The following is a 19,521-nucleotide window of genomic DNA, read 5'->3' on the forward strand; positions in this document are numbered from 1 at the left end:
CGGCGGACGATGAGGGAGGGGCGCCCGGAACCGGGCGCCCCTCCCTCGTGTCGTGTGCCGTGCGGAACTCTTCCGGCGCCCTACAGCGCGACGCCCAGGAGCGCGTCGACCGTGCGGGAGACGAGCCCGGGAGCGGATTCGTCCGTGCCGCCCCCGGCCGTCTGGTGCTCGGCCCAGCGGTCGACCGCGGCGAGCGCGGCCGGCGTGTCGAGGTCGTCGGCGAGGGCCTCGCGGACCTCCTCGACGAGGGTGTCGGCGGAGGGTCCATCGGGGCGGGATACCGCGGCGCGCCAGCGTCCGAGGCGCTCCAGGGCGTCCTGGAGGATCCCGTCGGTCCACTCCCAGTCGGCGCGGTAGTGGTGGGAGAGGAGCGCGAGCCGGATCGCGGCCGGGTCGACGCCGTCGCGGCGCAGCTTCGAGACGAAGACCAGGTTGCCCCTGGACTTGGACATCTTCTCGCCGTCGAGGGCGACCATGCCGGCGTGGACGTACGCCTTGGCCATCGGGAACTCGCCGGTGAGGGCCTGGGCGTGCGAGGCGCCCATCTCGTGGTGCGGGAAGATCAGGTCGGAGCCGCCGCCCTGCACGTCGAAGCCCATGCCGAGGTGGTCGAGGGCGATGGCGACGCACTCGATGTGCCAGCCGGGGCGGCCCGCGCCGAGGCTGCCGCCGTCCCAGCTCGGCTCGCCCTCGCGGGCGGCCATCCAGAGCATCGGGTCGAGCGGGTTCTTCTTGCCGGGGCGCTCGGGGTCGCCGCCGCGCTCGGCGGAGAGGTGGCGCATCAGCTCGGCGTCGTAGTGCGAGACCTCGCCGAAGTGCGGGTCGGCGTCGACGGAGAAGTAGACGTCGCCGTCGAGCTCGTAGGCGGCGCCGGAGTCCCGCAGGCGCTCCACGAGCGGGACGATCCCCGGTATGGCCTCGACCGCGCCGACGTAGTGCCGCGGGGGCAGCATCCGCAGGGCGGTCATGTCCTCGCGGAAGAGGGCGGTCTCGCGCTCGGCGAGGCCGACCCAGTCGACGCCGTCGCGGATCGCGCGCTCCAGGAGGGGGTCGTCCACGTCCGTCACGTTCTGGACGTAGTGAACCTGCCGCTTGGTGTCGAGCCACACGCGCTGAACGAGGTCGAACGCGTTGTAGGTCGCCGCGTGACCCATGTGGGTCGCGTCGTACGGGGTGATGCCGCAGACGTAGATACGGGCGACGGGGCCGGGGACGAGGGTGACTCGTCCCCCGGTCGCGGTGTCGTGGATCCGGAGGTCGCGGCCCTTGCCGGGAAGGGCGGGGACCTCAGAAGCGGGCCAGGCATGCATGACCCGAGCGTAACCGGACAGGTGTTCCGGATACGAACCGGATCCGGGATCTTGACCGATTAGGCGGTCTTGCGGGGCGAATGCGCGCGTGCGTACCCCTGGGGGGTGCCCCTCCGCCCGGCCCGGCTTGGCCGAAACCTTTCGGTCGAACCCGTGGGACGGGCGGCTTTCTCAGACGGGCGGCCAGGGGATGGCGGGCCACTGCCCCGAGGGCTCCGGGTGCCGTCCGTCCGCCCGCAGGGCCGCCACGCGGGCGCGTACCGCCGCCACCTCGGCGCCGGTGAGCAGTTCGGCCAGTCGGGTGGCGAGGGGCGCTCCGGGCGTCAGCGCCGGGCCGAGGCGGTCGAGGGCCTCGACCGCCTCGGCGGGCAGCTCCTCGCCCGCCCATCCCCACAGCAGGGTGCGCAGCTTGTCCTCGACGTGGAAGGTGACCCCGTGGTCGATGCCGTACAGGTGTCCGCCGGGGGCCGGCAGCAGGTGCCCGCCCTTGCGGTCGCCGTTGTTGATCACGGCGTCCAGGACGGCGAGCCGCCGCAGTTCGGGGGTGTCGGCGTGGACGAGGAGGGCGGTGCGGCCCTCGCCGACCTCGGCCTCCCCGACGGCCTTCCAGCCCTCCCCCGGCTCCTCGTCCTCGGTGAGGGCCAGGAGCCGCGCCCCGGGGTCGGCCTCGATCCACAGCTGGACCATGCCCTCGCCGTACGGGCCGTCGCGGAGCACCGTCGGCGGGACCAGGCCCCAGCCGGTGGCCTCGGAGACCTCGTACGCGGCGACCTCGCGCCGGGCGAGGTTTCCGTCGGGGAAGTCCCACAGGGGCCGCTCCCCCGCGACCGGCTTGTAGACGCAGGCCGCCTCCCGGCCCCCGTACGCGACGGAGCAGTACAGGACGGCGTTGGAGGCCTCGCGGATCCGGCCGCGCACGGTCAGCTCACCGCGGGCGAGCAGGTCCGCGCCCGGCAGGGTCTGGGGGCTGCTCATGCTCCGCGGCGGTATCCGTTCTGGCGGGGGCAGACGTGCCCCTCGGGGTCGAGCGGCAGGCTGCACAGCGGGCACGGCGGGCGGCCGGCGTTGACGACGTCCAGGGCCCGCTTGGCGAAGGCCCGGGCCTGGGCACCGGTGAGGCGGACCCGCAGCATCGGCGGGCCGTTCTCCTCGTCCTGGAGCAGCCGCTCCTCGGCCTCGGCGAGGTCCTCCTCGGAGTCCGCGTCGAGCTCCACGAGGGCCTGCGCCTCGACGATCATGCGCTGCTCCTCGCCGTCCCAGGCGAGCGCCATGGTGCCGACCCGGAACTCCTCCTCGACGGGCACGTCGAGGGGGGCGGTGTCCGCGACCTCGGCGGGGGCGACGGCGGGCACCGGGGCGTTGCCGCCGGTGCGCCGCACGACCTCGTCGAGGAGTTCGTCGATGCGCTCGGCGAGGGCGGCGACCTGCATCTTCTCCAGGGCGACACTGGTGACCCGGCCGCCCGCGGACGCCTGGAGGAAGAACGTACGGCGGCCAGGCAGCCCGACCGTACCGGCCACGAAACGCTCCGGTGGGTCGTAGAGGAACACCTGACGGGACACGTTCCCGACTCCTTGCGTCTCGACGGTCGTACTACAACGGCGCGTCCACCCTACTGCGCGAAGGGATCACGGTGCGCCCGCACCACCACCGACCTCGGCCGTCCCACCGTCCCCGGGACGCTCACGGGGGGCGAATCCGGCGAAGTCCCCCGTGTCGCCGAGCCGGAGGAGGAAGGGACGCAGGCGCGTGTAGCGGATGACGGTGACCGAACAGGGATCGACGTGGAGGCGCTGGAAGAGGTCGAGGTGGAGGCCGAGGGCGTCCGCCACGAGCGACTTGACGATGTCGCCGTGCGAGCACATGACGTAGCAGGCGTCCTCGCCGTGCTCGGCCTCGATCCGGGCGTTCCAGTCGCGTACGGCCTCGACGGCGCGGTTCTGCATGGCGCGCATGGACTCGCCGCCGGGGAAGGCGGCGGCGGAGGCGTGCGCCTGGACGACCTCCATCAGGGGCTCGCCGTTGAGCTCGGCGAGCTTGCGGCCCGACCAGTCGCCGTAGTCGCACTCGTTGATCCGGTCCTCGACGTGGAGCGGGAGGTCCGGGCGGGCGTCGAGGAGGGGGCGCAGGGTCTCCCGGCAGCGCTGGAGGGGGCTGGAGACGGCGGCGGCGAGCGGGACGTCCGCGAGGCGCCCGGGGAGGGCGGCGGCCTGCGCGGCCCCGCGCTCGTCGAGCGCGATCCCGGGCGTGCGCCCGGCGAGGACCCCGGAGGTGTTGGCGGTGGAGCGTCCGTGCCGGACGAGGATCAGCGTGGCCATGGCGGCCAGCCTAGGGGGTGGCCGGGGCGGGCCGGCGGGCCCGCACGCGCGCGTGGCCGGCGCCGGCGGCGGCGGGCGGCCGTCCGGCTGCGCCGACGGGCTCGCTGCGCGCGCGTGGCCGGCGTCCGGGGATCCGCGGGGTCCGCACGCGTGCATGGCGGGGTCGTCCGGGGGAAAATGCGCTCCGTGATCGTGGACTCTGCCATCTACCGGGACGGGCGCCGCACGGACGGGCCCGCCGACCTCTCGGACGCCCTGGAGGAGGCGCGGTCGAAGGGCGACGCGTTCCTGTGGGTGGGCCTGCACGAACCCTCCGAGGCGGAGTTCGACCACGTCGCCTCGGAGTTCGCGCTGCACCCCCTGGCCGTCGAGGACGCCCTGAAGGCCCACCAGCGGCCCAAGCTGGAGGTCTACGACGACTCGCTCTTCATGGTGCTCAAGCCGGTCGTGTACGAGCCGGAGAGCGACCGGGTCTCCTCGGGCGAGCTGATGCTGTTCGTGGGCGACTCGTTCGTGGTCACGGTCCGGCATGGCGAGGGGGCCCCGCTGGCGCAGGTGCGCCGGCGCCTGGAGGCCGACCCGGAGGTCCTGAAGCACGGGCCGACGTCGGTCCTGTACGCGGTGAGCGACGCGATCGTGGACCACTACCTGGAGGTCGCGGGCGAGCTCCAGGTGGACCTGGAGGAGCTGGAGGCGGACGTCTTCGCGCCCAGCGGGGACGCGGCCTCCAACACGGCGGCGCGGATCTACACGGCGAAGCGGCAGGTCCTGGAGTTCCGGCGGGCCAGCGGGCCGCTGGCCGGTCCGATGGCGCGTCTCACGGCGGGTTCGGTGCCGTTCGTGGAGGAGCACGCCCAGCCGTTCTTCCGGGACGTCAACGACCACCTGCTGCGCTCCAACGATCAGGTGGAGGGTCTGGACCGGCTCCTGTCCGACGTGCTCTCGGCCCATCTGGCGCAGATGGGGGTGCGGCAGAACGACGACATGCGGAAGATCTCGGCGTGGGCGGCCATGGCCGCGGTCCCCACCATGGTCGCGGGGATCTACGGCATGAACTTCGAGCACATGCCGGAGCTGCGCTGGGGGATGGGGTACCCGGCGGTGATCGTCGTGATGACGGGGATCGTCGTCGTCCTGTACCGGATGTTCAAGCGGCGCGGCTGGATGTAGGACCGTTCCCGCCGCGCCGTACCGGAACCGGGTTCAGAAGGCGGGGGCGGGGGCAGCCGGGCCGCCGAGGGCGTCGAGCCGTTCGGGCGTCCTGAGGTCGATCATCTTGTGCCACCCGGCGACGCGCTCGTACGCGTACATGGCGTGGATGCCGGCGGCGAGGGCGAGGGCCTTGGGCCTCGGCCACTTCAGGATGCGGCCCATGTGGCGCATCACGGCGAGGCTGACGTCGCGGTAGACCTGGATCTCGACGAGGGCGGACGCGCGCAGGGTCCGCTGGATCAGCCGGCCGTGGCCCAGGCGGGCGAGCCGGAGCAGTTCCTCGTGGCAGTAGGCGAGGTGGTTGGCCTCGTCGTTGTCGATCATGTGGATGGCCCTGCCCAGTTCGGGGTGGTCCCCGAAGTACGTGACGAGCATGTCCATCTGGTCGGCGGCCCGCTGCTCGGTGACCCGGCTGTGGGCGAGGTAGACGATGATGTCCCGCTCGGTCAGCGGCTCGTCGCGGCGGAGCTTGTCGTGCGCGAGGCCGATGCCGCGCCGTTCGAGCAGCATCGTGTAGTCGGTGTCGGGGGGCACCGGGACGGGTTCGAGGCCGCGCTTCCTCATCAACGCGTTGAAGATCCGGCCGTGCTTGTCCTCGTCGGCGCCGTGCCGGGTGATCTTGGGCGCGAGGTCGCGCATCCCGGGGGCGACGAGGGCCGCGATCCGGGCGTTCTCCCAGCCGCCCTGGGCCTCGCCGCTCGCCGCGATCGAGCAGAAGAGCCGGAAGGACTCGTCGTCGTCGATGATTTCCTGGAACAGGCCCTTGGCCGTGAGCATCGCCGCCACCTCCGTGCGGACGTTCGCACTCCGGTACGTCCGGGGAGCACCTCGTCCGGGGAGAACGAGTCAAGTCCTGTCCGGGGTGGCGGGCAACACGGGGCCGGGAACTGCTCGGCCGAAAGAGTGAGCCCCGAGGGCGTAACCAGGAGCCCGCCGGAGCCGTTGTGCTGCGTGACGGCCGTGGCGGGGAAGACCCCCGAGCCCCCACCACGGCCGCAGACCTCGCCGGCGGCTCCGTACGGGACATCCGTACGGAGCCGTCGGCGCTTCACGCACGGGGTCGTCGGCGCGTCACGCGAGGTCGGCCCGCTCCAGCGCCTCGACGCCCGCCCGCAGGGCCGCCACCCGCTCGTCGAGGGTGAAGCCGGCCGGGGCGACGGTGAGGGTGGTGACCCCGGCGGCGGCGTAGGCCGCCATCCGGTCGGCGATCCGCTCGACGGAGCCGAGCAGGGTGGTGCGGTCGATCAGCGAGTGCGGCACGGCGGCCGCGGCCCCCGTCCTGTCGCCGGCCAGGTACTTGTCCTGGATCTCGGCGGCCTCCTTCTCGTACCCCATGCGCCCCGCGAGCCGGTTGTAGAAGTTCTGCTCGCGGCTGCCCATGCCGCCGACGTAGAGGGCCGTGTACGGCCGGAACACGTCGGCGAGCGCCTCTACGTCGTCGCCGAGGGCGAGCGGCACGGTGGGACAGACGTCGAAGCCGTCCATGGTCAGGCCGGCCTTCTCGCGTCCCGCGCGGATGTGCCGCAGGGCCGTCTCCTCCAGGTGGTCGGCGGAGGGGAAGATCAGCAGGGCGCCGTCGGCGATCTCGCCGGTCTGCTCCAGGTTCTTGGGGCCGATCGCGGCGATGTAGAGCGGGATGTGCTCGCGCTGCGGGTGCACGGTGAGCTTGAGGGGCTTGCCGGGGCCGCCCGGGAGGGGCAGGGTCCAGTGCGCCCCGTCGTGGCTGAGCCGCTCGCGGGTCATGGCCTTGCGGACGATCTCGACGTACTCGCGGGTCCGGGCGAGCGGCTTGTCGAACTTCACGCCGTACCAGCCCTCGGAGACCTGGGGTCCGGAGACGCCGAGGCCGAGGCGGAAGCGGCCGCCGCTGAGCGAGTCGAGGGTGGCGGCGGTCATCGCCGTCATGGCGGGCTGCCGGGCCGGGATCTGCATGATCGCGGAGCCGACGTCGATCCGCTCGGTCTTCGCCGCGACCCAGGCGAGGACGGTGGGCGCGTCGGAGCCGTAGGCCTCGGCGGCCCAGCAGACGTCGTATCCGAGGCGGTCCGCCTCCTGCGCGACGGCGAGGTTGTCGCCGTCCATACCGGCGCCCCAGTAGCCGAGGTTGATGCCGAGCCGCATTCCACGCACCCCTTACCCATCGGTAACGTCTCTGTGGGCCGGACTCTAGCGCGCGGTCGGCGCCTCCGACAGGACGTGGTCGTCCACAGGCTCCTCTCCGCGTGGCGCCCCGGCCAGTAATCTCGCGGCCATGGAGCAGAGGCATCTCGGACGTACGGGCCTGCGTGTGTCGCGCATCGGACTCGGCACCCTCACCTGGGGCCGGGACACCGACGAGCAGGACGCCGCCGGGCAGCTGAAGGCGTTCTGGGACGCCGGCGGCACGCTCGTGGACACCGCCGACGTGTACGGCGGGGGCGAGGCGGAGTACCTGCTCGGACGGCTCATGGAGCGGCTCGTGTCCCGGCGGGATCTCGTCCTGTCGACCAAGGCGGGCAGCGTCCCCGACCCCGACCGGCGCACGGACGGCTCGCGCGGGCACCTGCTCGCCGCGCTCGACGCCTCCCTCGCCCGGCTCGGCACGGACCACGTGGACCTGTGGCAGCTGCACGCCTTCGATCCGTACACGCCCCTGGAGGAGTCCCTCCAGGCGCTCGACATCGCCGTGCGCAGCGGACGGGCCCGGTACGCGGGCGTGGCGAACTTCTGCGGCTGGCAGCTCGCCAAGGCGGGCACCTGGCAGCTCGGCGGGGACCGGACCCGGCTGGCGGGCGCGCAGCTGGAGTACTCGCTGCTCCAGCGGGGCGTGGAGCGCGAGGTGCTGCCGGCCGCCATGGACCTCGGGATGGGCCTGCTGCCCTCCTCCCCGCTGGGGCGCGGCGTCCTGACCGGGAAGTACCGGAGCGGGACGCCGGCGGACTCGCGGGGCGCCTCGGAGACGATGGCGCCCTTCGTGGAGCCGTACCTGGACGACGCGGCGGGCCGGATCGTGGACGCGGTGACGACGGCGGCGGACGGCCTCGCGACGACCCCGCTCCACGTGGCGCTCGCCTGGGTCCGCGACCGGCCCGGGGTGGCCGCCCCGATCGTCGGCGCGCGCACGGCGCGCCAGCTCACGGCCGCGTTGTCGGTGGAGACCCTTAGTCTTCCTGACGAGATCTGTCGGGCGCTGGACGACGTGTCGGCGCCCGTGCACCGCTATCCGGATCACGACTGGAGCACCTTGTGACCGAGCCTTCCGGGGAGACCGCGCCCGAGGCACCCGAGGACGTGGAACCCTCCGAGGACGTACGGGAGGGGACCGGGACGACCGCCGGGGAGCCCGATGCCGCCGAGAGGAGCGGAGAGGCCTCCGAGGAACCGGCCGAGGACGCCGGAGAGACCCCTGAGGAGCCGGCCGAGGACGCCGGGGGCTCCGGGGGCTCCGGGGAGACCTTCGAGGAGCCGGCCGAAGGGGCCGGGGACACCGGAGAGACCCCCGGGAAGCCGGCCGGGGACGCCGACGCGCCCGGGCTGAGCGAGGCGCAGGCCGAGCTGGCCGCGCAGCGGGAGCTGCGGGCGAGGATCGAGGCGCGGAAGGCCGAGAAGGACGGCCCGGTCGCGGCCGGCGCCAAGCTGAGCGGCACCGCGGCGGACCTCCTCGCTGCGGTCCGCGCCGTGGAGGGCGGCGCGGCCGAGGGCGGTTCCTTCTACGAGGCGGCCGAGCCGGCGCCCCGGCCCTCCGCCCCCGGACCGGACCCGGCGGCGGCCCCCCGGCCCCCCGTGCCGGAGCGGGCGACCGCCCCGGCACCCGCCACCACGGCCGCCGTCCGCGAGGTCCTGGCCAGGGGCGGCGCCCCGGAGGCGCTGGCCGGGCCGGTGGCCGCCGCGCTCGGCGAGGGCGCGGCCGCGGTGCTGCTCGACGACCCCTGGCAGCTCCTCGCGGTGGCGGGAGTGCGGCCGGAGCAGGCCGACGGCTTCGCGCGGGCGCTGATCGGGCCCGGCTGCGGCCCCGGCGACCCGCGCCGGACGGTCGCCCTCACCGTGTGGCTCCTGGAGCGGGCCGCGCTCCAGGGGCACACCGCCCAGGAGGCCGGGACCGTGCGCGCCGGGCTCGCCGCGCACTCCGTGCCCGACCCCGAGGAGGCGGTCGAGACGGCCGTCTCCGAGGGGGCGGTCCACCTCTTCCAGGAGGAGCGGGAGGCCCCGGAGGAGACGGAGGAGGAGTCGGAGGAGTCCGGCGGGGGCGCGGACGAGACCGGGGAGAGCGGCGAGGAACCGCCCGCGCTGCTCGGTCTCGACCGGTACGCGCTCGCGGAGGAGAGCCTCGCGGAGGGCCTCGCCCGTCTGGTCAGGACGGCGACGGCCGACGCCTGGGAGGGCTCCGAGCTGGAGCGCGCCGCCGGTGCGCACGGACTCGTCCTGCACACCGGCGGCGAGGCCTCCCGCGCCGAGCCGGTGGCGCTCGCGGCGGCGGCGCGCGAGCGGGGCCTTCGCACCCTGGTCGCGGTCCACTCCGACGGCGGGCGGAGCGCGCTCGGCGCCGCGGGGACGGAGGCCGTGACGGTCGCCGCCCTGCTGTCCGGGGCGGCCGGGCCGGGCCGGGACGAGGAGGGGGCCCTCGCCCTCGACCTCCTGGCGGTGCTCGACGCGCCGCAGCTGGACGTGGAGACGGCCGCGACGCTCGTGGAGTCGCTGCCGGACGGCTGCCGTCTGGTCCTGAGCGGCGACCCGGAGGTCCTCGGGGCGCCGGGCGCGGGCCGGGTCTTCGCCGACGTGCTCGCGGCCCGGGTGTGCCCCCGGATCGCCTCGCGCGTCCCCGACCCGGGGCCGCTCGGCGAGCTGGTGTCGGGCATCGGCGCCGGCGAACTGAACCAGGTCGAGGCCCCCGGCAAGGAGATCGTGATCGTCCCGGTGCGGGACGCGGGCGAGGCCGTGCACCGTACCGTCCAGCTGGTGGCCGACTCGGTGCCCCGGGCGATCGGAGTGCCGCCGGAGCGGACGCAGGTCGTCACGGTCGGCCACGGCGGCTCGGCCGGCACGCGCGCGCTGAACGCCGCCCTGAAGCAGCGGCTCAACCCCGGCCCCGGCCGGTTCGGCGGCTACGACCCCGGTGACCGGGTGGCGTACGCGCCGGTGCCGGGCCGGACGGTCACCGGCACGGTCCTCTCGGCCGACGCCGAGGGCCTGCGGCTGCGGTGCGGGGACGACGAGGTCCTCGTACCGAAGGAGCGGGTGGAGTCGGCGCTGCGGCACGGCTGGGCGCTCACCGCGCACCAGGCGGCCGGGGCGCGGTGGCCCGCGGTGGTCGCGGTGCTGCCCGGGGACGCGGCGGGGGGCCTGAGCCGGGCGTGGGTGTACACGGCCTTCGGCCGGGCGGAGCGCCATCTGTCGGTCGTGCACGGCGTGGAGCAGGCGCTGGCCCGCGCGGTGGCCGAGGGGGTGGCCCCGGAGCGCACGACACGGCTGCGGCCGCTCCTGGAGGCGCTGCTCGCCGCTCCCGGGGAGTAGGGCGGAGCGGAAACGACGGGAGGGCCGGAACACCGTACGAGGTGTTCCGGCCCTCCCGCGTCTCGGCGTGTCGGTGCCTTCGCGTCTCCGTGGCGGCCCGGAGGTCAGGCGCGGGCCCTCCCGGCCGTGCCGCCGTCGGTGGCGCCGATGTCGTCGTCCTCTTCCTCGTCGAAGACGGAGCTGACGTCGAAGCGGCAGACGATCCGCTCGGCATCGGCGTGGTCGAAGGGGGCGTTGAGCCACTCCCCCGGTTCCGGGAGTTCGTCGGCCGCGACGACCCAGAGCGTGGAGTCGCCCTCCTCCAGGCCGAAGTCCTTGTGCCGGGAGGCGATCTCGTCCGGTTCGTACTCGCCGAAGAGCACGCCGAGCGCGGCGAGGGGCGAGACGCCGGCCTTGGCGGCCGCCCCGGTGACGTCGTCGCCGGTCTCGGCGACGCGACGGGCCTGGGCGAGCAGTCGTCGGGGTTCCGCCACGGCGTAGTCGCGGCGGATCAGGAGGCTGAGGGCGTGGGGTTCGTCGGGTCCGGTGTACGGCGGCAGGGTGCCGTCCGCTCCGGGGATCTCGAACGGGGTGACCTCGTCGTAGCGGTCGTAGAGGAGTTCGTCGTAGGTCTCGGCCGCCGAGGCCAGGGCGTTGAAGGCCTCGTAGACGGCCGGGTCGTCGTCCCCCGTGCGGCGTTCGACCGCCGCGAGGTGACGGTCCAGTGCGGCTTTGACCGCCTCGGCGGCGGCACGTACCTCGGCAGCGGTGGGCTGCGCAGCATCAGACATGGGACAGACGCTATCCGTACCGGGGCCGTGCCCGCACAATAGATGCGATGCCGGAATACGAATTTGTCGACGTGTACGTGCCGCGAGGTGTCTCCCGCAAGGAGGCGGCGCGGCTGCTGACCGACCATGCCGAGTACGGACACTGGGAGTTGGACCGTCTGAGCCTGCACCGGGACGGGAGCCGCAGAGTGCGGCTGAAGCGCCGGATCATCCGCCAGGTCAGGGCGACCTGGTAGCCGTGACCCGGTAGCCGGAGGACGACGGGAAGGGGCCCCGCGGTGTGCGGGGCCCCTGTGCGTGGCGCGTGTCACACGGCCCGGGGCCGCGGGGTCGCCTCAGGCGGCGCGGCGGGACCGGCGGTAGATCAGCGAACCGGCGAGCAGGAGCCCGGCTCCGGCGGGGACGATCACGCCGAGCGGCCCGGAGCCGGTCTCGGCGAGCTCCTCGACGGCCCGCGGCTGCGTCACGGTCTGCGCGCCGGGGGTGTTGGACCCGCCGTCGGCGCCCGGGTTATCGGGGGTGCCCGGGGTACCGGGGTTCTCAGGAGTGCCGGGGTTGCCCGGATTCCCGGGGTTACCGGGGTTGCCGGGGTTCTCCGGGTTGCCCGGCTGCGTCGGCTCGACCTCGTTGGCGCAGTCGTTGCCCGCGGCCGGGTTGAGGAGCCCGACGACCGAGACGCTGTTGCCGCACACGTTCACCGGGACGTCGACCGGCACCTGGACGTTGTTGCCGGAGCCCACGCCGGGCGAGCCGCCCGTGTGGCCGTCGGCGGACGAGCCGCCGCCGGGCTTGCCCGGCTTCCCCGGCTTGCCCGGGTCGGAGACGTTGGCGCACTTGTTGCCCATCGCCGGGTTCAGCAGCCCGACGACGTTGACGGTGTTGCCGCAGGCGTTCACCGGCACGTGGACCGGGACCTGGACGGAGTTTCCGGACGCGACGCCCGGGGAGTTCACGGCCGCACCGGTCGCACCGGAGTCGGCGTGCGCGTAACCGCCGCCGATCGCGGCGAAGACGCCGCCGGCGGCCGCAACGGTGATGAGGCCCTTGCGCGTGACCTGTCGCATAGCTTGTTCCCTGCCTGCTCGGCTTCGAAGGAGTGCCACCGGGCGGAGGGCCCGGGGCGGAAATGGCCACCGGCCCCGGAGTGCATGGCACGCACTCCGGGGCCGGACCGGCTCACACCCTCACGGGGCGAGGGACGACGTCAGTCGTTGACGCAGGCGTTGCCGAAGGCGGGGTTCAGCAGGCCGATCACGGAGACCGTGTTGCCGCACACGTTCACGGGAACGTGAACCGGCACCTGGACGACGTTGCCCGAGAGGACACCGGGGGAACCGATGGCCGCACCCTGGGCACCCGCGTCGGCGACCGCCATGCCGGCGCCCGCGAGAACCAGACCGCCAGTGGCAGCCGCAGCAGCGACGACCTTCTTGATCATTATTCCTCCTAGTTGGCAATGCGGTCCCAGCCGCGGACCGCACACCTGTAACGAGGGGGAGGGGTGGGGGCTACGAGCCCCCGGGTTCATTCACTCTTTTCGGGCACACACAAACGCACGGGCGAATCCGGCGGGCACCCGGGGGTCCGCTCAGCAGGCGTCCAGGAAGCGGTCCAGGACGCGGGCGCCGAACTTGAGGCCGTCGACCGGGACCCGCTCGTCCACGCCGTGGAACATGCCCGCGAAGTCGAGCTCCGGCGGCAGCTGGAGCGGGGCGAAGCCGAAGCAGCGGATGCCGAGGTCGTCGAAGGACTTGGCGTCGGTGCCGCCGGAGAGCATGTACGGCACGGCGCGGGCGATCGGGTCCTCGGCGCGCAGGGCCAGCTGCATGGCGTCCACCAGGGCGCCGTCGAAGCTGGTCTCCAGGGCCTTGTCGCCGTGCACGTCCTCGCGCTTCACACGGGGTCCGAGGATCCGGTCGAGGTCGGCCAGGAACTCCTGCTCGTACCCGGGCAGGAAGCGGCCGTCGACGTGCGCCGTGGCCTGGCCGGGGATCACGTTCACCTTGTAGCCGGCGCCGAGCATGGTCGGGGCGGCCGAGTTGCGCAGGGTGGCGCCGATCATCTTGGCGATGCCGCCGAGCTTGGCGAGGGTGGCGTCCATGTCCTCGGGGTCGAGCGGGGTGCCCAGGGCGTCCGAGAGCTCGTCCAGGAAGGACCGGACGGTCTTGGTGACCCTCACCGGCCACTGGTGGCGGCCGAGGCGGCCCACGGCCTCGCAGAGCTCCGTGATGGCGTTGTCGTTGTTGGTCATCGAGCCGTGGCCCGCGGTGCCCTCGACGGTCAGCCGCATCCAGTGCATGCCCTTCTGGGCCGTCTCGACCAGGTAGAGCCGCAGGTTCTCGTTGACGGTGAAGGAGAAGCCGCCGACCTCGCCGATGGCCTCGGTGACCCCTTCGAAGAGGTCCCGGTGCTCGTCGACCAGGTACCGGGCGCCGTAGGTGCCGCCGGCCTCCTCGTCCGCGAGGAAGGCGAGGACGACGTCGCGCGGGGGCTTGCGGCCGCTGCGCAGCCGGTCCCGCACGACCGCGAGGGTCATCGCGTCCATGTCCTTCATGTCGACGGCGCCGCGGCCCCAGACGCAGCCGTCGGCGATCTCCCCGGAGAAGGGGTGGTGGGTCCAGTCCTCGGCGTTGGCCGGGACGACGTCGGTGTGGCCGTGGATCAGGAGGGCGGGCCGCGACGGGTCCTCGCCCTCGATCCGGGCGACGGTGGAGGCCCGTCCCCGGTGCGACTCGATGACCTGCGGTTCCAGGCCGACCTCGGCGAGCTTCTCGGCGATGTACTCCGCCGCCGCCCGCTCCCCCGGGCCCGAGTGGTCGCCGTGGTTGCTGGTGTCGATGCGGATGAGGTCGCGACAGAGGTCGACTACCTCGTCCTCGCCGCGGACGCTCCCGGCCGTGTTCGACTCGCTCACTCTGCTTCCTCCCACTACGTGCCCCACGCGGTTGCTGGTGGTCGTCCCCATCCTCCCGCGTGGCCCCCTCCCCGCCCAAGGCCGCCCGCCGCCCGTCATGCGGCCGTCACATGCCGGGGGCCCTCCCCGGCCACCGGGGGGGTGATCGACCACCTCGAATGTTTGCTATGGTTTTCCTCGTCGGAAGGGCCCAGCGGCCAGGAAGACAGACACCTTGTCCGGGTGGCGGAATGGCAGACGCGCTAGCTTGAGGTGCTAGTGCCCTTTATCGGGCGTGGGGGTTCAAGTCCCCCCTCGGACACCACACGGAGTCCCGGTCGAGATCTTCTCGACCGGGACTTTCGCATGGGCGCACGAGTACGGACGGTCACGAGGCGGAGCGGTGAGACGCAGAACCAGGGCCCCCGCGTCGCCGTTGCCGCAGCGGGACGGGGTCGATCCCGTGCGGGTGCGGCTGCCGGAGGACCCGGACGGCGCCTGGGCGACCGTACGGGACCACCTGCTCGACCGGTACGGGGCGGCCGTCGGGGCCGGGCGGGTCGAGGAGATGCTGCGGGCGGGGCGGTTCGTCGGGACCGACGGGCCGGTCGGCGGGGACGAGCCGTACGCCGCGGGGCGGTGGATCTGGTTCCACCGGGACTTCCCGCCGGAGACGCCGGTGCCGTTCGGGGTCGGGGTCGTGTACCGGGACGAACGGATCGTGGTGGCCGACAAGCCGCACTTCCTGGCGACGATGCCCCGGGGGCGGCACGTCGTGGAGACCGCGACGGCGCGGCTGCGGCGGGAGCTGGGGCTGCCCCGGCTGCAGGCCGCGCACCGGCTCGACCGGCTGACGGCGGGGCTGGTGCTGTTCGTCGTGCGGGAGGAGGACCGGGGGGCGTACCAGACGCTGTTCCGGGACCGGGCCGTGCGCAAGGAGTACGAGGCGGTGGCGCCGTACGACCCGGCGGTGGGGCTGCCGGTGACGGTGCGGAGCCGGATCGAGAAGGAGCGCGGGGTGATGGCCGCCCGGGAGGTGCCGGGCGAGCCGAACGCCGAGAGCCGGATCGCCCTCGTGGCGCACGCGGGCGGGCTCGGCCGGTACCGGCTCGAGCCGGTGACCGGGCGGACGCACCAGCTGCGGGTGCACATGAACGCGCTGGGGCTGCCGATCCTGAACGATCCGGTCTATCCGGTGGTCCGTGAGGACGGGCCGGAGGACTTCGGGCGTCCGCTGGGGCTGCTGGCGCGGACGCTGGAGTTCACCGACCCGTTCACGGGCCGTGCGGCGCTCTTCGAGAGCCGGCTGCGGCTCAGTGGCCCCGGCTGATCCACTCCTGGAGGTGGGGGGCCTCGGCGCCGACGGTGGTGGTGTCGCCGTGGCCGGTGCGCACCACCGTCTCCGGCGGCAGGGTGAGGAGCTTGTCCCGGATCGAGTCGACGATCGTGGGGAAGTCCGAGAAGGACCGGCCGGTGGCGCCGGGGCCGCCCTGGAAGAGGGTGTCGCCGGTGAAGACCGTGCCGAGCTCCGGCGCGTACAGGCTGACCGCCCCGGGGGCGTGGCCCGGGGTGTGGAGGACCGTGAGGTCGGTGCCGGCGATGGTGAGGACCTGGCCGTCGGCGAGGTCGCCGTCCGGGCTGTGGTCGGGGTGGGTCCGCTTCCACAGCGGCAGGTCGGCGGGGTGGAGCAGGATGCGGGCGCCGGTGGCGGCCGCGAGCGCCGGGGCCGCGTTCACGTGGTCGTCGTGGGCGTGGGTGCAGACGATGGCGCGCAGGGTGCGGCCGTCGAGCGCGGCGAGGACGGCCCCGGCGTCGTGGGCGGCGTCGATGACGATCGCCTCGGTGTCGTCGCCGACGATCCAGACGTTGTTGTCGACGTCCCAGGTGCCGCCGTCGAGGCTGAAGGTGCCGGAGGTGACGAGGTGGTCGATCCGGGCGGTCATCACAGCACCACCACCGAACGCAGGACGTCGCCCTCGTGCATGCGGGCGAAGGCCTTCTCGACCTCGCCGAGGCCGATGGTCTCGGTGACGAAGGCCGCGAGGTCGATGCGGCCCTGCTGGTGCAGGTCGACGAGCATCGGGAAGTCCCGGGAGGGCAGGCAGTCGCCGTACCAGGAGGACTTGAGCGCGCCGCCGCGGCCGAAGACGTCCAGGAGGGGCAGTTCGAGCTTCATCTCGGGGGTGGGGACGCCGACGAGGACGACGGTGCCGGCGAGGTCGCGGGCGTAGAAGGCCTGTTCGTACGTCTCCGGGCGGCCGACGGCCTCGATGACGACGTCGGCGCCGAAGCCGCCGGTGAGTTCGCGGATCGCCTCGACGGGGTCGGTGGAGCGGGAGTTGACGGTGTGGGTGGCGCCCATCGCCTTCGCCGTCTCCAGCTTCCGGTCGTCGATGTCGACGGCGATGACCTTCGCGGCTCCGGCGAGGCGGGAGCCGACGACCGCCGCGTCGCCGACGCCGCCGCAGCCGATGACGGCGACGGTGTCGCCGCGGCCGACGTTCCCGGTGTTGAGGGCGGCGCCGATGCCGGCCATCACGCCGCAGCCGAGGAGGCCCGCGACCTCGGGGGCGACGGCGGGGTCGACCTTGGTGCACTGGCCGGAGGCGACGAGGGTCTTCTCGGCGAAGGCGCCGATGCCGAGGGCCGGGGAGAGCTCCGTGCCGTCGAGCAGGGTCATCCTCTGCTTCGCGTTGTGGGTGTCGAAGCAGTACCAGGGGCGGCCGCGCAGACAGGCGCGGCAGGTGCCGCACACGGCACGCCAGTTGAGGATCACGAAGTCGCCGGGGGCCACGTCGGTGACGCCCTCGCCGACCGACTCGACGATTCCGGCGGCCTCGTGGCCGAGGAGGAAGGGGAACTCGTCGTTGATGCCGCCCTGCTTGTAGTGCAGGTCGGTGTGGCAGACGCCGCACGCCTGGATCTTCACGACGGCCTCGCCGGGGCCGGGATCGGGGATCACGATCGTCTCGACCCGTACCGGTTCGTTCCTGCCGGGGGCGATGACCCCCTGGACGTGCTGCGGCATCGCGAACTTCCTTCTCTGCGAACGGATCTTGCAAGGCTCCTGCGTACCACTATCTCCCGACAAGGGGCGAGACCCCCGCAGGCCGTGCCCGCGGGGGTCCCCTGACGATACGTCAGTCGCGCGGGGTCGCGGCGGTCGCGCGGACCCGGCCGCGGACCAGGAACCAGCCGCCGACGAGCGCGGCCGCGATCAGCGGGAGGCAGTTGACGGTGGTGCGGCTGATGCCTTCGTCCATCCACATCAGGACGAGGACGGAGCCGAGGAAGAGCAGGGTCACGATCTGGGTGTACGGGGCCCAGGGCAGGTTGTAGGCGGGGCGGACGACCCGGCCCTCCTTCGCGCGGCGCCAGAACAGCAGCGAGCAGACCATGATCATGGCCCAGGTGCCGATGATGCCGATTGAGGCGAAGTTGAGGACCAGCTCGAAGGCCTCGCCGGGCATGACGTAGTTGAGGGCGACGCCGAGGACGCCGAAGCCCGCGGTGAGCAGGATGCCGCCGTAGGGGACGCCGCCCTTGTTCATGACGCCGGTGAAGCGGGGCGCGGAGCCGGCGAGCGACATGGAGCGCAGGATGCGGCCGGTGGAGTACAGGCCCGAGTTGAGGCTGGAGAGGGCGGCGGTGAGGACGACGAGGTTCATCACGCCGGCGGCGCCGGGGACGCCCAGCTCGTCGAAGACGGTGACGAAGGGGCTCTGGTCGCCGGAGTAGGCCGTGTACGGCAGGAGGAGGGCGAGCAGGACGACGGAGCCGACGTAGAAGAGGCCCACGCGCCACATGATCGAGTTGATCGCCTTCGGCATGATCTTCTCGGGGTTCTCGGTCTCGCCGGCGGCGACGCCGCACAGTTCGACGGAGGCGTAGGCGAAGACGACGCCCTGGATGAGCAGCAGCATCGGCATCGTGCCCTCGGGGAAGATGCCGCCGTTGCCGGTGATGGTGCCGAGGCCCGGGGTGTGGCCGCCGACGTCGTGGGAGGTCACGACGAGGAAGATGCCGACCAGCATGAAGACGACGAGGGCGGCGACCTTGACGATCGCGAACCAGAACTCCATCTCGCCGAAGTACTTCACGGAGATGAGGTTGGCGGCGAGGACGACCGCGAGGGCGATCAGGGCGAGGATCCACTGCGGGACGTCGCTGAACATCGACCAGAAGTGGGCGTAGGTGGCGGCCGCGGTGATGTCGGCGACGGCGGTGGTCGACCAGTTGAGGAAGTAGAGCCAGCCGGCCGTGTAGGCGCCCTTCTCGCCCATGAACTCGCGGGCGTAGGAGACGAAGGCGCCGGAGGAGGGGCGGTAGAGCACCAGCTCGCCGAGGGCCCGGACCACGAGGAAGGCGAAGACGCCGCAGACGGCGTAGGCGATGAAGAGGGAGGGGCCGGCCTGTGACATGCGGCCGCCGGCGCCCAGGAAGAGGCCGGTGCCGATGGCGCCGCCGATGGCGATCATGTTGATGTGCCGGGACTTGAGGTCCTTGCGGTATCCGGCGTCGCCGGCGTCGACGTGGGGGGTGGCGGCCGTGGGCCCGCCGGACGCCGGTGCGGCGGACAGCGGATCGGCCGCGGTGACGCGGTCACTCATGGAGTTGTTCGCCTTCGTGAGGGGGGTGGTGCGGTACCCGGTCGTCCCTGGTGGGGGGGTCTCCCCGGTACGACCAGCGCACATCCTCACGGCACGGGGCGGTGACCGACTGTGGCGCATGTCACTGAACGCCCATATTTGAGCTAGTTCAGAGCTTGCGTCCGGTTCTCACGGCGCGAGGACGTCCAGCTCCTGGAGGGCGCCGACCGCGATCTGCCGGGTCAGCTCCTCGGCGCGGGCCGCGTCCCGCTCCCGTACGGCCTCGGCGACCTGGACGTGGAGGGTGACGGCGGCCGGGTCGGGGTCCTCGAACATCACGTGGTGGTGGGTGCGGCCGGTGAGGACCTCCGCGACGACGTCGCCGAGGCGGGCGAACATCTCGTTGCCGGAGGCGTTGAGGACGACCCGGTGGAAGGCGATGTCGTGGACGAGGTACTCCTCCAGGCGCCGGCCGCGCGAGGTGGCGACCATGCCGAGGGCCTGCTCGGTGAGCTCGCGGCACTGCTCGGGGGTGGCGTTCTCGGCCGCCAGGCCGGCGGCCACGGGCTCGACGGCGGAGCGCAGCACGGTGAGCGAGCGGAGCTGGCGGGGGCGATCGGCGCCGGCCAGGCGCCAGCGGATGACCTGGGGGTCGTAGACGTTCCAGCTCGCGGTGGGGAGCACGGTCACGCCGACGCGGCGGCGGGACTCGACGAGGTGCATGGACTCCAGGACCCGGACGACCTCGCGGACCACGGTCCGGGAGACGTCGAAGCGCCGGGCGAGCTCGTCGGTGCGGATCACGGTGCCGGGCGGGTACTCCCCCGCGGTGATCGCGAGGCCCAGGGTGGCCAGGACGTGGGAGTGGAGCCCCTGGGCCTGTGTCGTCATGGGGACCAGCCTATGCGGGTAGGCGGGAGCGATCACCTCCGAAGCGCA

At 73.4% G+C, this 19,521-nt stretch carries 19 protein-coding genes and 1 tRNA gene; 6 read left to right on the forward strand and 14 right to left on the reverse strand.

All coding sequences use genetic code 11. The features are described from left to right. Window positions 1-80: 80 nt before the first annotated feature. From mshC to ACFY7E_RS14895, 4 genes are all read right to left on the reverse strand, one after another. On the reverse strand, window positions 81-1,310 hold the full coding sequence (gene mshC, locus ACFY7E_RS14880) for a cysteine--1-D-myo-inosityl 2-amino-2-deoxy-alpha-D-glucopyranoside ligase (RefSeq protein ID WP_389484682.1): 1,230 nt from the start codon (window positions 1,308-1,310) through the stop codon (window positions 81-83). A gap of 171 nt (window positions 1,311-1,481) precedes the next feature. After that, the gene (locus ACFY7E_RS14885) at window positions 1,482-2,318 is read right to left on the reverse strand and encodes an SCO1664 family protein (RefSeq protein ID WP_389484972.1); all 837 of its coding nucleotides are present in this window, start codon (window positions 2,316-2,318) and stop codon (window positions 1,482-1,484) included. Further along, window positions 2,282-2,872: a DUF3090 domain-containing protein gene (locus ACFY7E_RS14890; protein WP_383447625.1), complete on the reverse strand. Its 591-nt coding sequence runs from the start codon at window positions 2,870-2,872 to the stop codon at window positions 2,282-2,284. Before ACFY7E_RS14890 ends, ACFY7E_RS14885 begins: the two co-directional genes overlap by 37 nt. 66 nt (window positions 2,873-2,938) lie before the next feature. Continuing rightward, window positions 2,939-3,628: a histidine phosphatase family protein gene (locus ACFY7E_RS14895; RefSeq protein ID WP_389484684.1), complete on the reverse strand. Its 690-nt coding sequence runs from the start codon at window positions 3,626-3,628 to the stop codon at window positions 2,939-2,941. Between the two features lie 177 nt (window positions 3,629-3,805). Here ACFY7E_RS14895 and ACFY7E_RS14900 point away from each other — a divergent pair, with 177 nt between their 5' ends. Further along, window positions 3,806-4,798, forward strand: coding sequence for a magnesium and cobalt transport protein CorA (locus ACFY7E_RS14900; RefSeq protein ID WP_383447631.1), 993 nt, complete (start codon window positions 3,806-3,808; stop codon window positions 4,796-4,798). Window positions 4,799-4,831: 33 nt separating this feature from the next. On the opposite strand, the gene ACFY7E_RS14905 is transcribed toward ACFY7E_RS14900, so the two are convergent. Together ACFY7E_RS14905 and ACFY7E_RS14910 are read right to left on the reverse strand one after the other, a co-directional pair. Continuing rightward, entirely contained in the window at window positions 4,832-5,617 is a 786-nt protein-coding gene (locus ACFY7E_RS14905; protein WP_389484687.1) for a ferritin-like domain-containing protein, read from the reverse strand. A 294-nt stretch (window positions 5,618-5,911) separates the two neighbouring features. Next, window positions 5,912-6,961 (reverse strand): LLM class F420-dependent oxidoreductase, encoded by a 1,050-nt coding sequence (locus tag ACFY7E_RS14910; protein WP_389484689.1) that lies wholly within the window; start codon window positions 6,959-6,961, stop codon window positions 5,912-5,914. Window positions 6,962-7,091: 130 nt separating this feature from the next. On the opposite strand from ACFY7E_RS14910, the gene ACFY7E_RS14915 reads away from it, so the two are divergent. Further along, window positions 7,092-8,069: an aldo/keto reductase gene (locus ACFY7E_RS14915; protein ID WP_389484691.1), complete on the forward strand. Its 978-nt coding sequence runs from the start codon at window positions 7,092-7,094 to the stop codon at window positions 8,067-8,069. After that, window positions 8,066-10,330, forward strand: coding sequence for a helix-hairpin-helix domain-containing protein (locus ACFY7E_RS14920; RefSeq protein WP_389484693.1), 2,265 nt, complete (start codon window positions 8,066-8,068; stop codon window positions 10,328-10,330). Before ACFY7E_RS14915 ends, ACFY7E_RS14920 begins: the two co-directional genes overlap by 4 nt. Window positions 10,331-10,434: 104 nt before the next feature. Here ACFY7E_RS14920 and ACFY7E_RS14925 read toward each other — a convergent pair whose 3' ends face one another. Next, entirely contained in the window at window positions 10,435-11,100 is a 666-nt protein-coding gene (locus ACFY7E_RS14925) for a hypothetical protein (RefSeq protein ID WP_389484695.1), read from the reverse strand. A 47-nt stretch (window positions 11,101-11,147) separates the two neighbouring features. On the opposite strand from ACFY7E_RS14925, the gene ACFY7E_RS14930 reads away from it, so the two are divergent. After that, on the forward strand, window positions 11,148-11,336 hold the full coding sequence (locus ACFY7E_RS14930; RefSeq protein WP_030692832.1) for a DUF5703 family protein: 189 nt from the start codon (window positions 11,148-11,150) through the stop codon (window positions 11,334-11,336). Between the two features lie 99 nt (window positions 11,337-11,435). Here ACFY7E_RS14930 and ACFY7E_RS14935 read toward each other — a convergent pair whose 3' ends face one another. The 3 genes from ACFY7E_RS14935 to ACFY7E_RS14945 all read right to left on the reverse strand — a co-directional run bounded on the left by ACFY7E_RS14935 (window position 11,436) and on the right by ACFY7E_RS14945 (window position 14,014). Continuing rightward, a complete protein-coding gene (locus ACFY7E_RS14935; protein WP_389484698.1) occupies window positions 11,436-12,164 on the reverse strand; it encodes a chaplin in 729 nt (242 codons plus the stop codon). Between the two features lie 140 nt (window positions 12,165-12,304). Next, window positions 12,305-12,538 carry a chaplin ChpH gene (chpH, locus tag ACFY7E_RS14940; protein WP_030213014.1) on the reverse strand — a complete coding sequence of 78 codons (234 nt, stop codon included), beginning with the start codon at window positions 12,536-12,538 and terminating at the stop codon, window positions 12,305-12,307. A gap of 150 nt (window positions 12,539-12,688) precedes the next feature. Beyond that, complete coding sequence (locus ACFY7E_RS14945; RefSeq protein WP_389484700.1) at window positions 12,689-14,014, reverse strand: M20/M25/M40 family metallo-hydrolase; 1,326 nt, start codon at window positions 14,012-14,014, stop codon at window positions 12,689-12,691. A gap of 216 nt (window positions 14,015-14,230) precedes the next feature. Between ACFY7E_RS14945 and ACFY7E_RS14950 the strand changes: the two genes are divergently transcribed. Further along, window positions 14,231-14,318 (forward strand) — tRNA-Leu (locus ACFY7E_RS14950). A gap of 78 nt (window positions 14,319-14,396) precedes the next feature. Further along, entirely contained in the window at window positions 14,397-15,323 is a 927-nt protein-coding gene (locus ACFY7E_RS14955; RefSeq protein WP_389484702.1) for a pseudouridine synthase, read from the forward strand. Here the strand turns inward: ACFY7E_RS14955 and ACFY7E_RS14960 are convergent. The 4 genes from ACFY7E_RS14960 to ACFY7E_RS14975 all read right to left on the reverse strand — a co-directional run bounded on the left by ACFY7E_RS14960 (window position 15,307) and on the right by ACFY7E_RS14975 (window position 19,473). Next, window positions 15,307-15,936, reverse strand: a complete 630-nt coding sequence (locus ACFY7E_RS14960) for an MBL fold metallo-hydrolase (RefSeq protein WP_383441610.1) — start codon at window positions 15,934-15,936, stop codon at window positions 15,307-15,309. The genes ACFY7E_RS14955 and ACFY7E_RS14960 overlap by 17 nt on opposite strands. Then, a complete protein-coding gene (locus tag ACFY7E_RS14965; RefSeq protein ID WP_389484705.1) occupies window positions 15,936-17,021 on the reverse strand; it encodes an S-(hydroxymethyl)mycothiol dehydrogenase in 1,086 nt (361 codons plus the stop codon). The genes ACFY7E_RS14960 and ACFY7E_RS14965 overlap by 1 nt, the downstream gene beginning before the upstream one ends. A gap of 112 nt (window positions 17,022-17,133) precedes the next feature. Further along, entirely contained in the window at window positions 17,134-18,603 is a 1,470-nt protein-coding gene (locus ACFY7E_RS14970; RefSeq protein WP_389484707.1) for an amino acid permease, read from the reverse strand. 168 nt (window positions 18,604-18,771) lie between these two features. After that, window positions 18,772-19,473, reverse strand: coding sequence for a FadR/GntR family transcriptional regulator (locus tag ACFY7E_RS14975; RefSeq protein ID WP_383441616.1), 702 nt, complete (start codon window positions 19,471-19,473; stop codon window positions 18,772-18,774). Between the last annotated feature and the right edge of the window lie 48 nt (window positions 19,474-19,521).

Source organism: Streptomyces sp. NPDC012825, from assembly GCF_042900925.1.
Taxonomy (GTDB): Bacteria; Actinomycetota; Actinomycetes; order Streptomycetales; family Streptomycetaceae; genus Streptomyces.

Coding starts and splice junctions, on each gene's coding strand:
- mshC (WP_389484682.1), bottom strand. CDS start 1,310: ATGCATGCCTGGCCCGCTTCTGAGGTCCCCGCCCTTCCCGGCAAGGGC.
- ACFY7E_RS14895 (WP_389484684.1), bottom strand. CDS start 3,628: ATGGCCACGCTGATCCTCGTCCGGCACGGACGCTCCACCGCCAACACC.
- ACFY7E_RS14900 (WP_383447631.1), top strand. CDS start 3,806: ATGCGCTCCGTGATCGTGGACTCTGCCATCTACCGGGACGGGCGCCGC.
- ACFY7E_RS14905 (WP_389484687.1), bottom strand. CDS start 5,617: ATGCTCACGGCCAAGGGCCTGTTCCAGGAAATCATCGACGACGACGAG.
- ACFY7E_RS14910 (WP_389484689.1), bottom strand. CDS start 6,961: ATGCGGCTCGGCATCAACCTCGGCTACTGGGGCGCCGGTATGGACGGC.
- ACFY7E_RS14915 (WP_389484691.1), top strand. CDS start 7,092: ATGGAGCAGAGGCATCTCGGACGTACGGGCCTGCGTGTGTCGCGCATC.
- ACFY7E_RS14925 (WP_389484695.1), bottom strand. CDS start 11,100: ATGTCTGATGCTGCGCAGCCCACCGCTGCCGAGGTACGTGCCGCCGCC.
- ACFY7E_RS14930 (WP_030692832.1), top strand. CDS start 11,148: ATGCCGGAATACGAATTTGTCGACGTGTACGTGCCGCGAGGTGTCTCC.
- ACFY7E_RS14935 (WP_389484698.1), bottom strand. CDS start 12,164: ATGCGACAGGTCACGCGCAAGGGCCTCATCACCGTTGCGGCCGCCGGC.
- chpH (WP_030213014.1), bottom strand. CDS start 12,538: ATGATCAAGAAGGTCGTCGCTGCTGCGGCTGCCACTGGCGGTCTGGTT.
- ACFY7E_RS14960 (WP_383441610.1), bottom strand. CDS start 15,936: ATGACCGCCCGGATCGACCACCTCGTCACCTCCGGCACCTTCAGCCTC.
- ACFY7E_RS14965 (WP_389484705.1), bottom strand. CDS start 17,021: ATGCCGCAGCACGTCCAGGGGGTCATCGCCCCCGGCAGGAACGAACCG.
- ACFY7E_RS14970 (WP_389484707.1), bottom strand. CDS start 18,603: ATGAGTGACCGCGTCACCGCGGCCGATCCGCTGTCCGCCGCACCGGCG.
- ACFY7E_RS14975 (WP_383441616.1), bottom strand. CDS start 19,473: ATGACGACACAGGCCCAGGGGCTCCACTCCCACGTCCTGGCCACCCTG.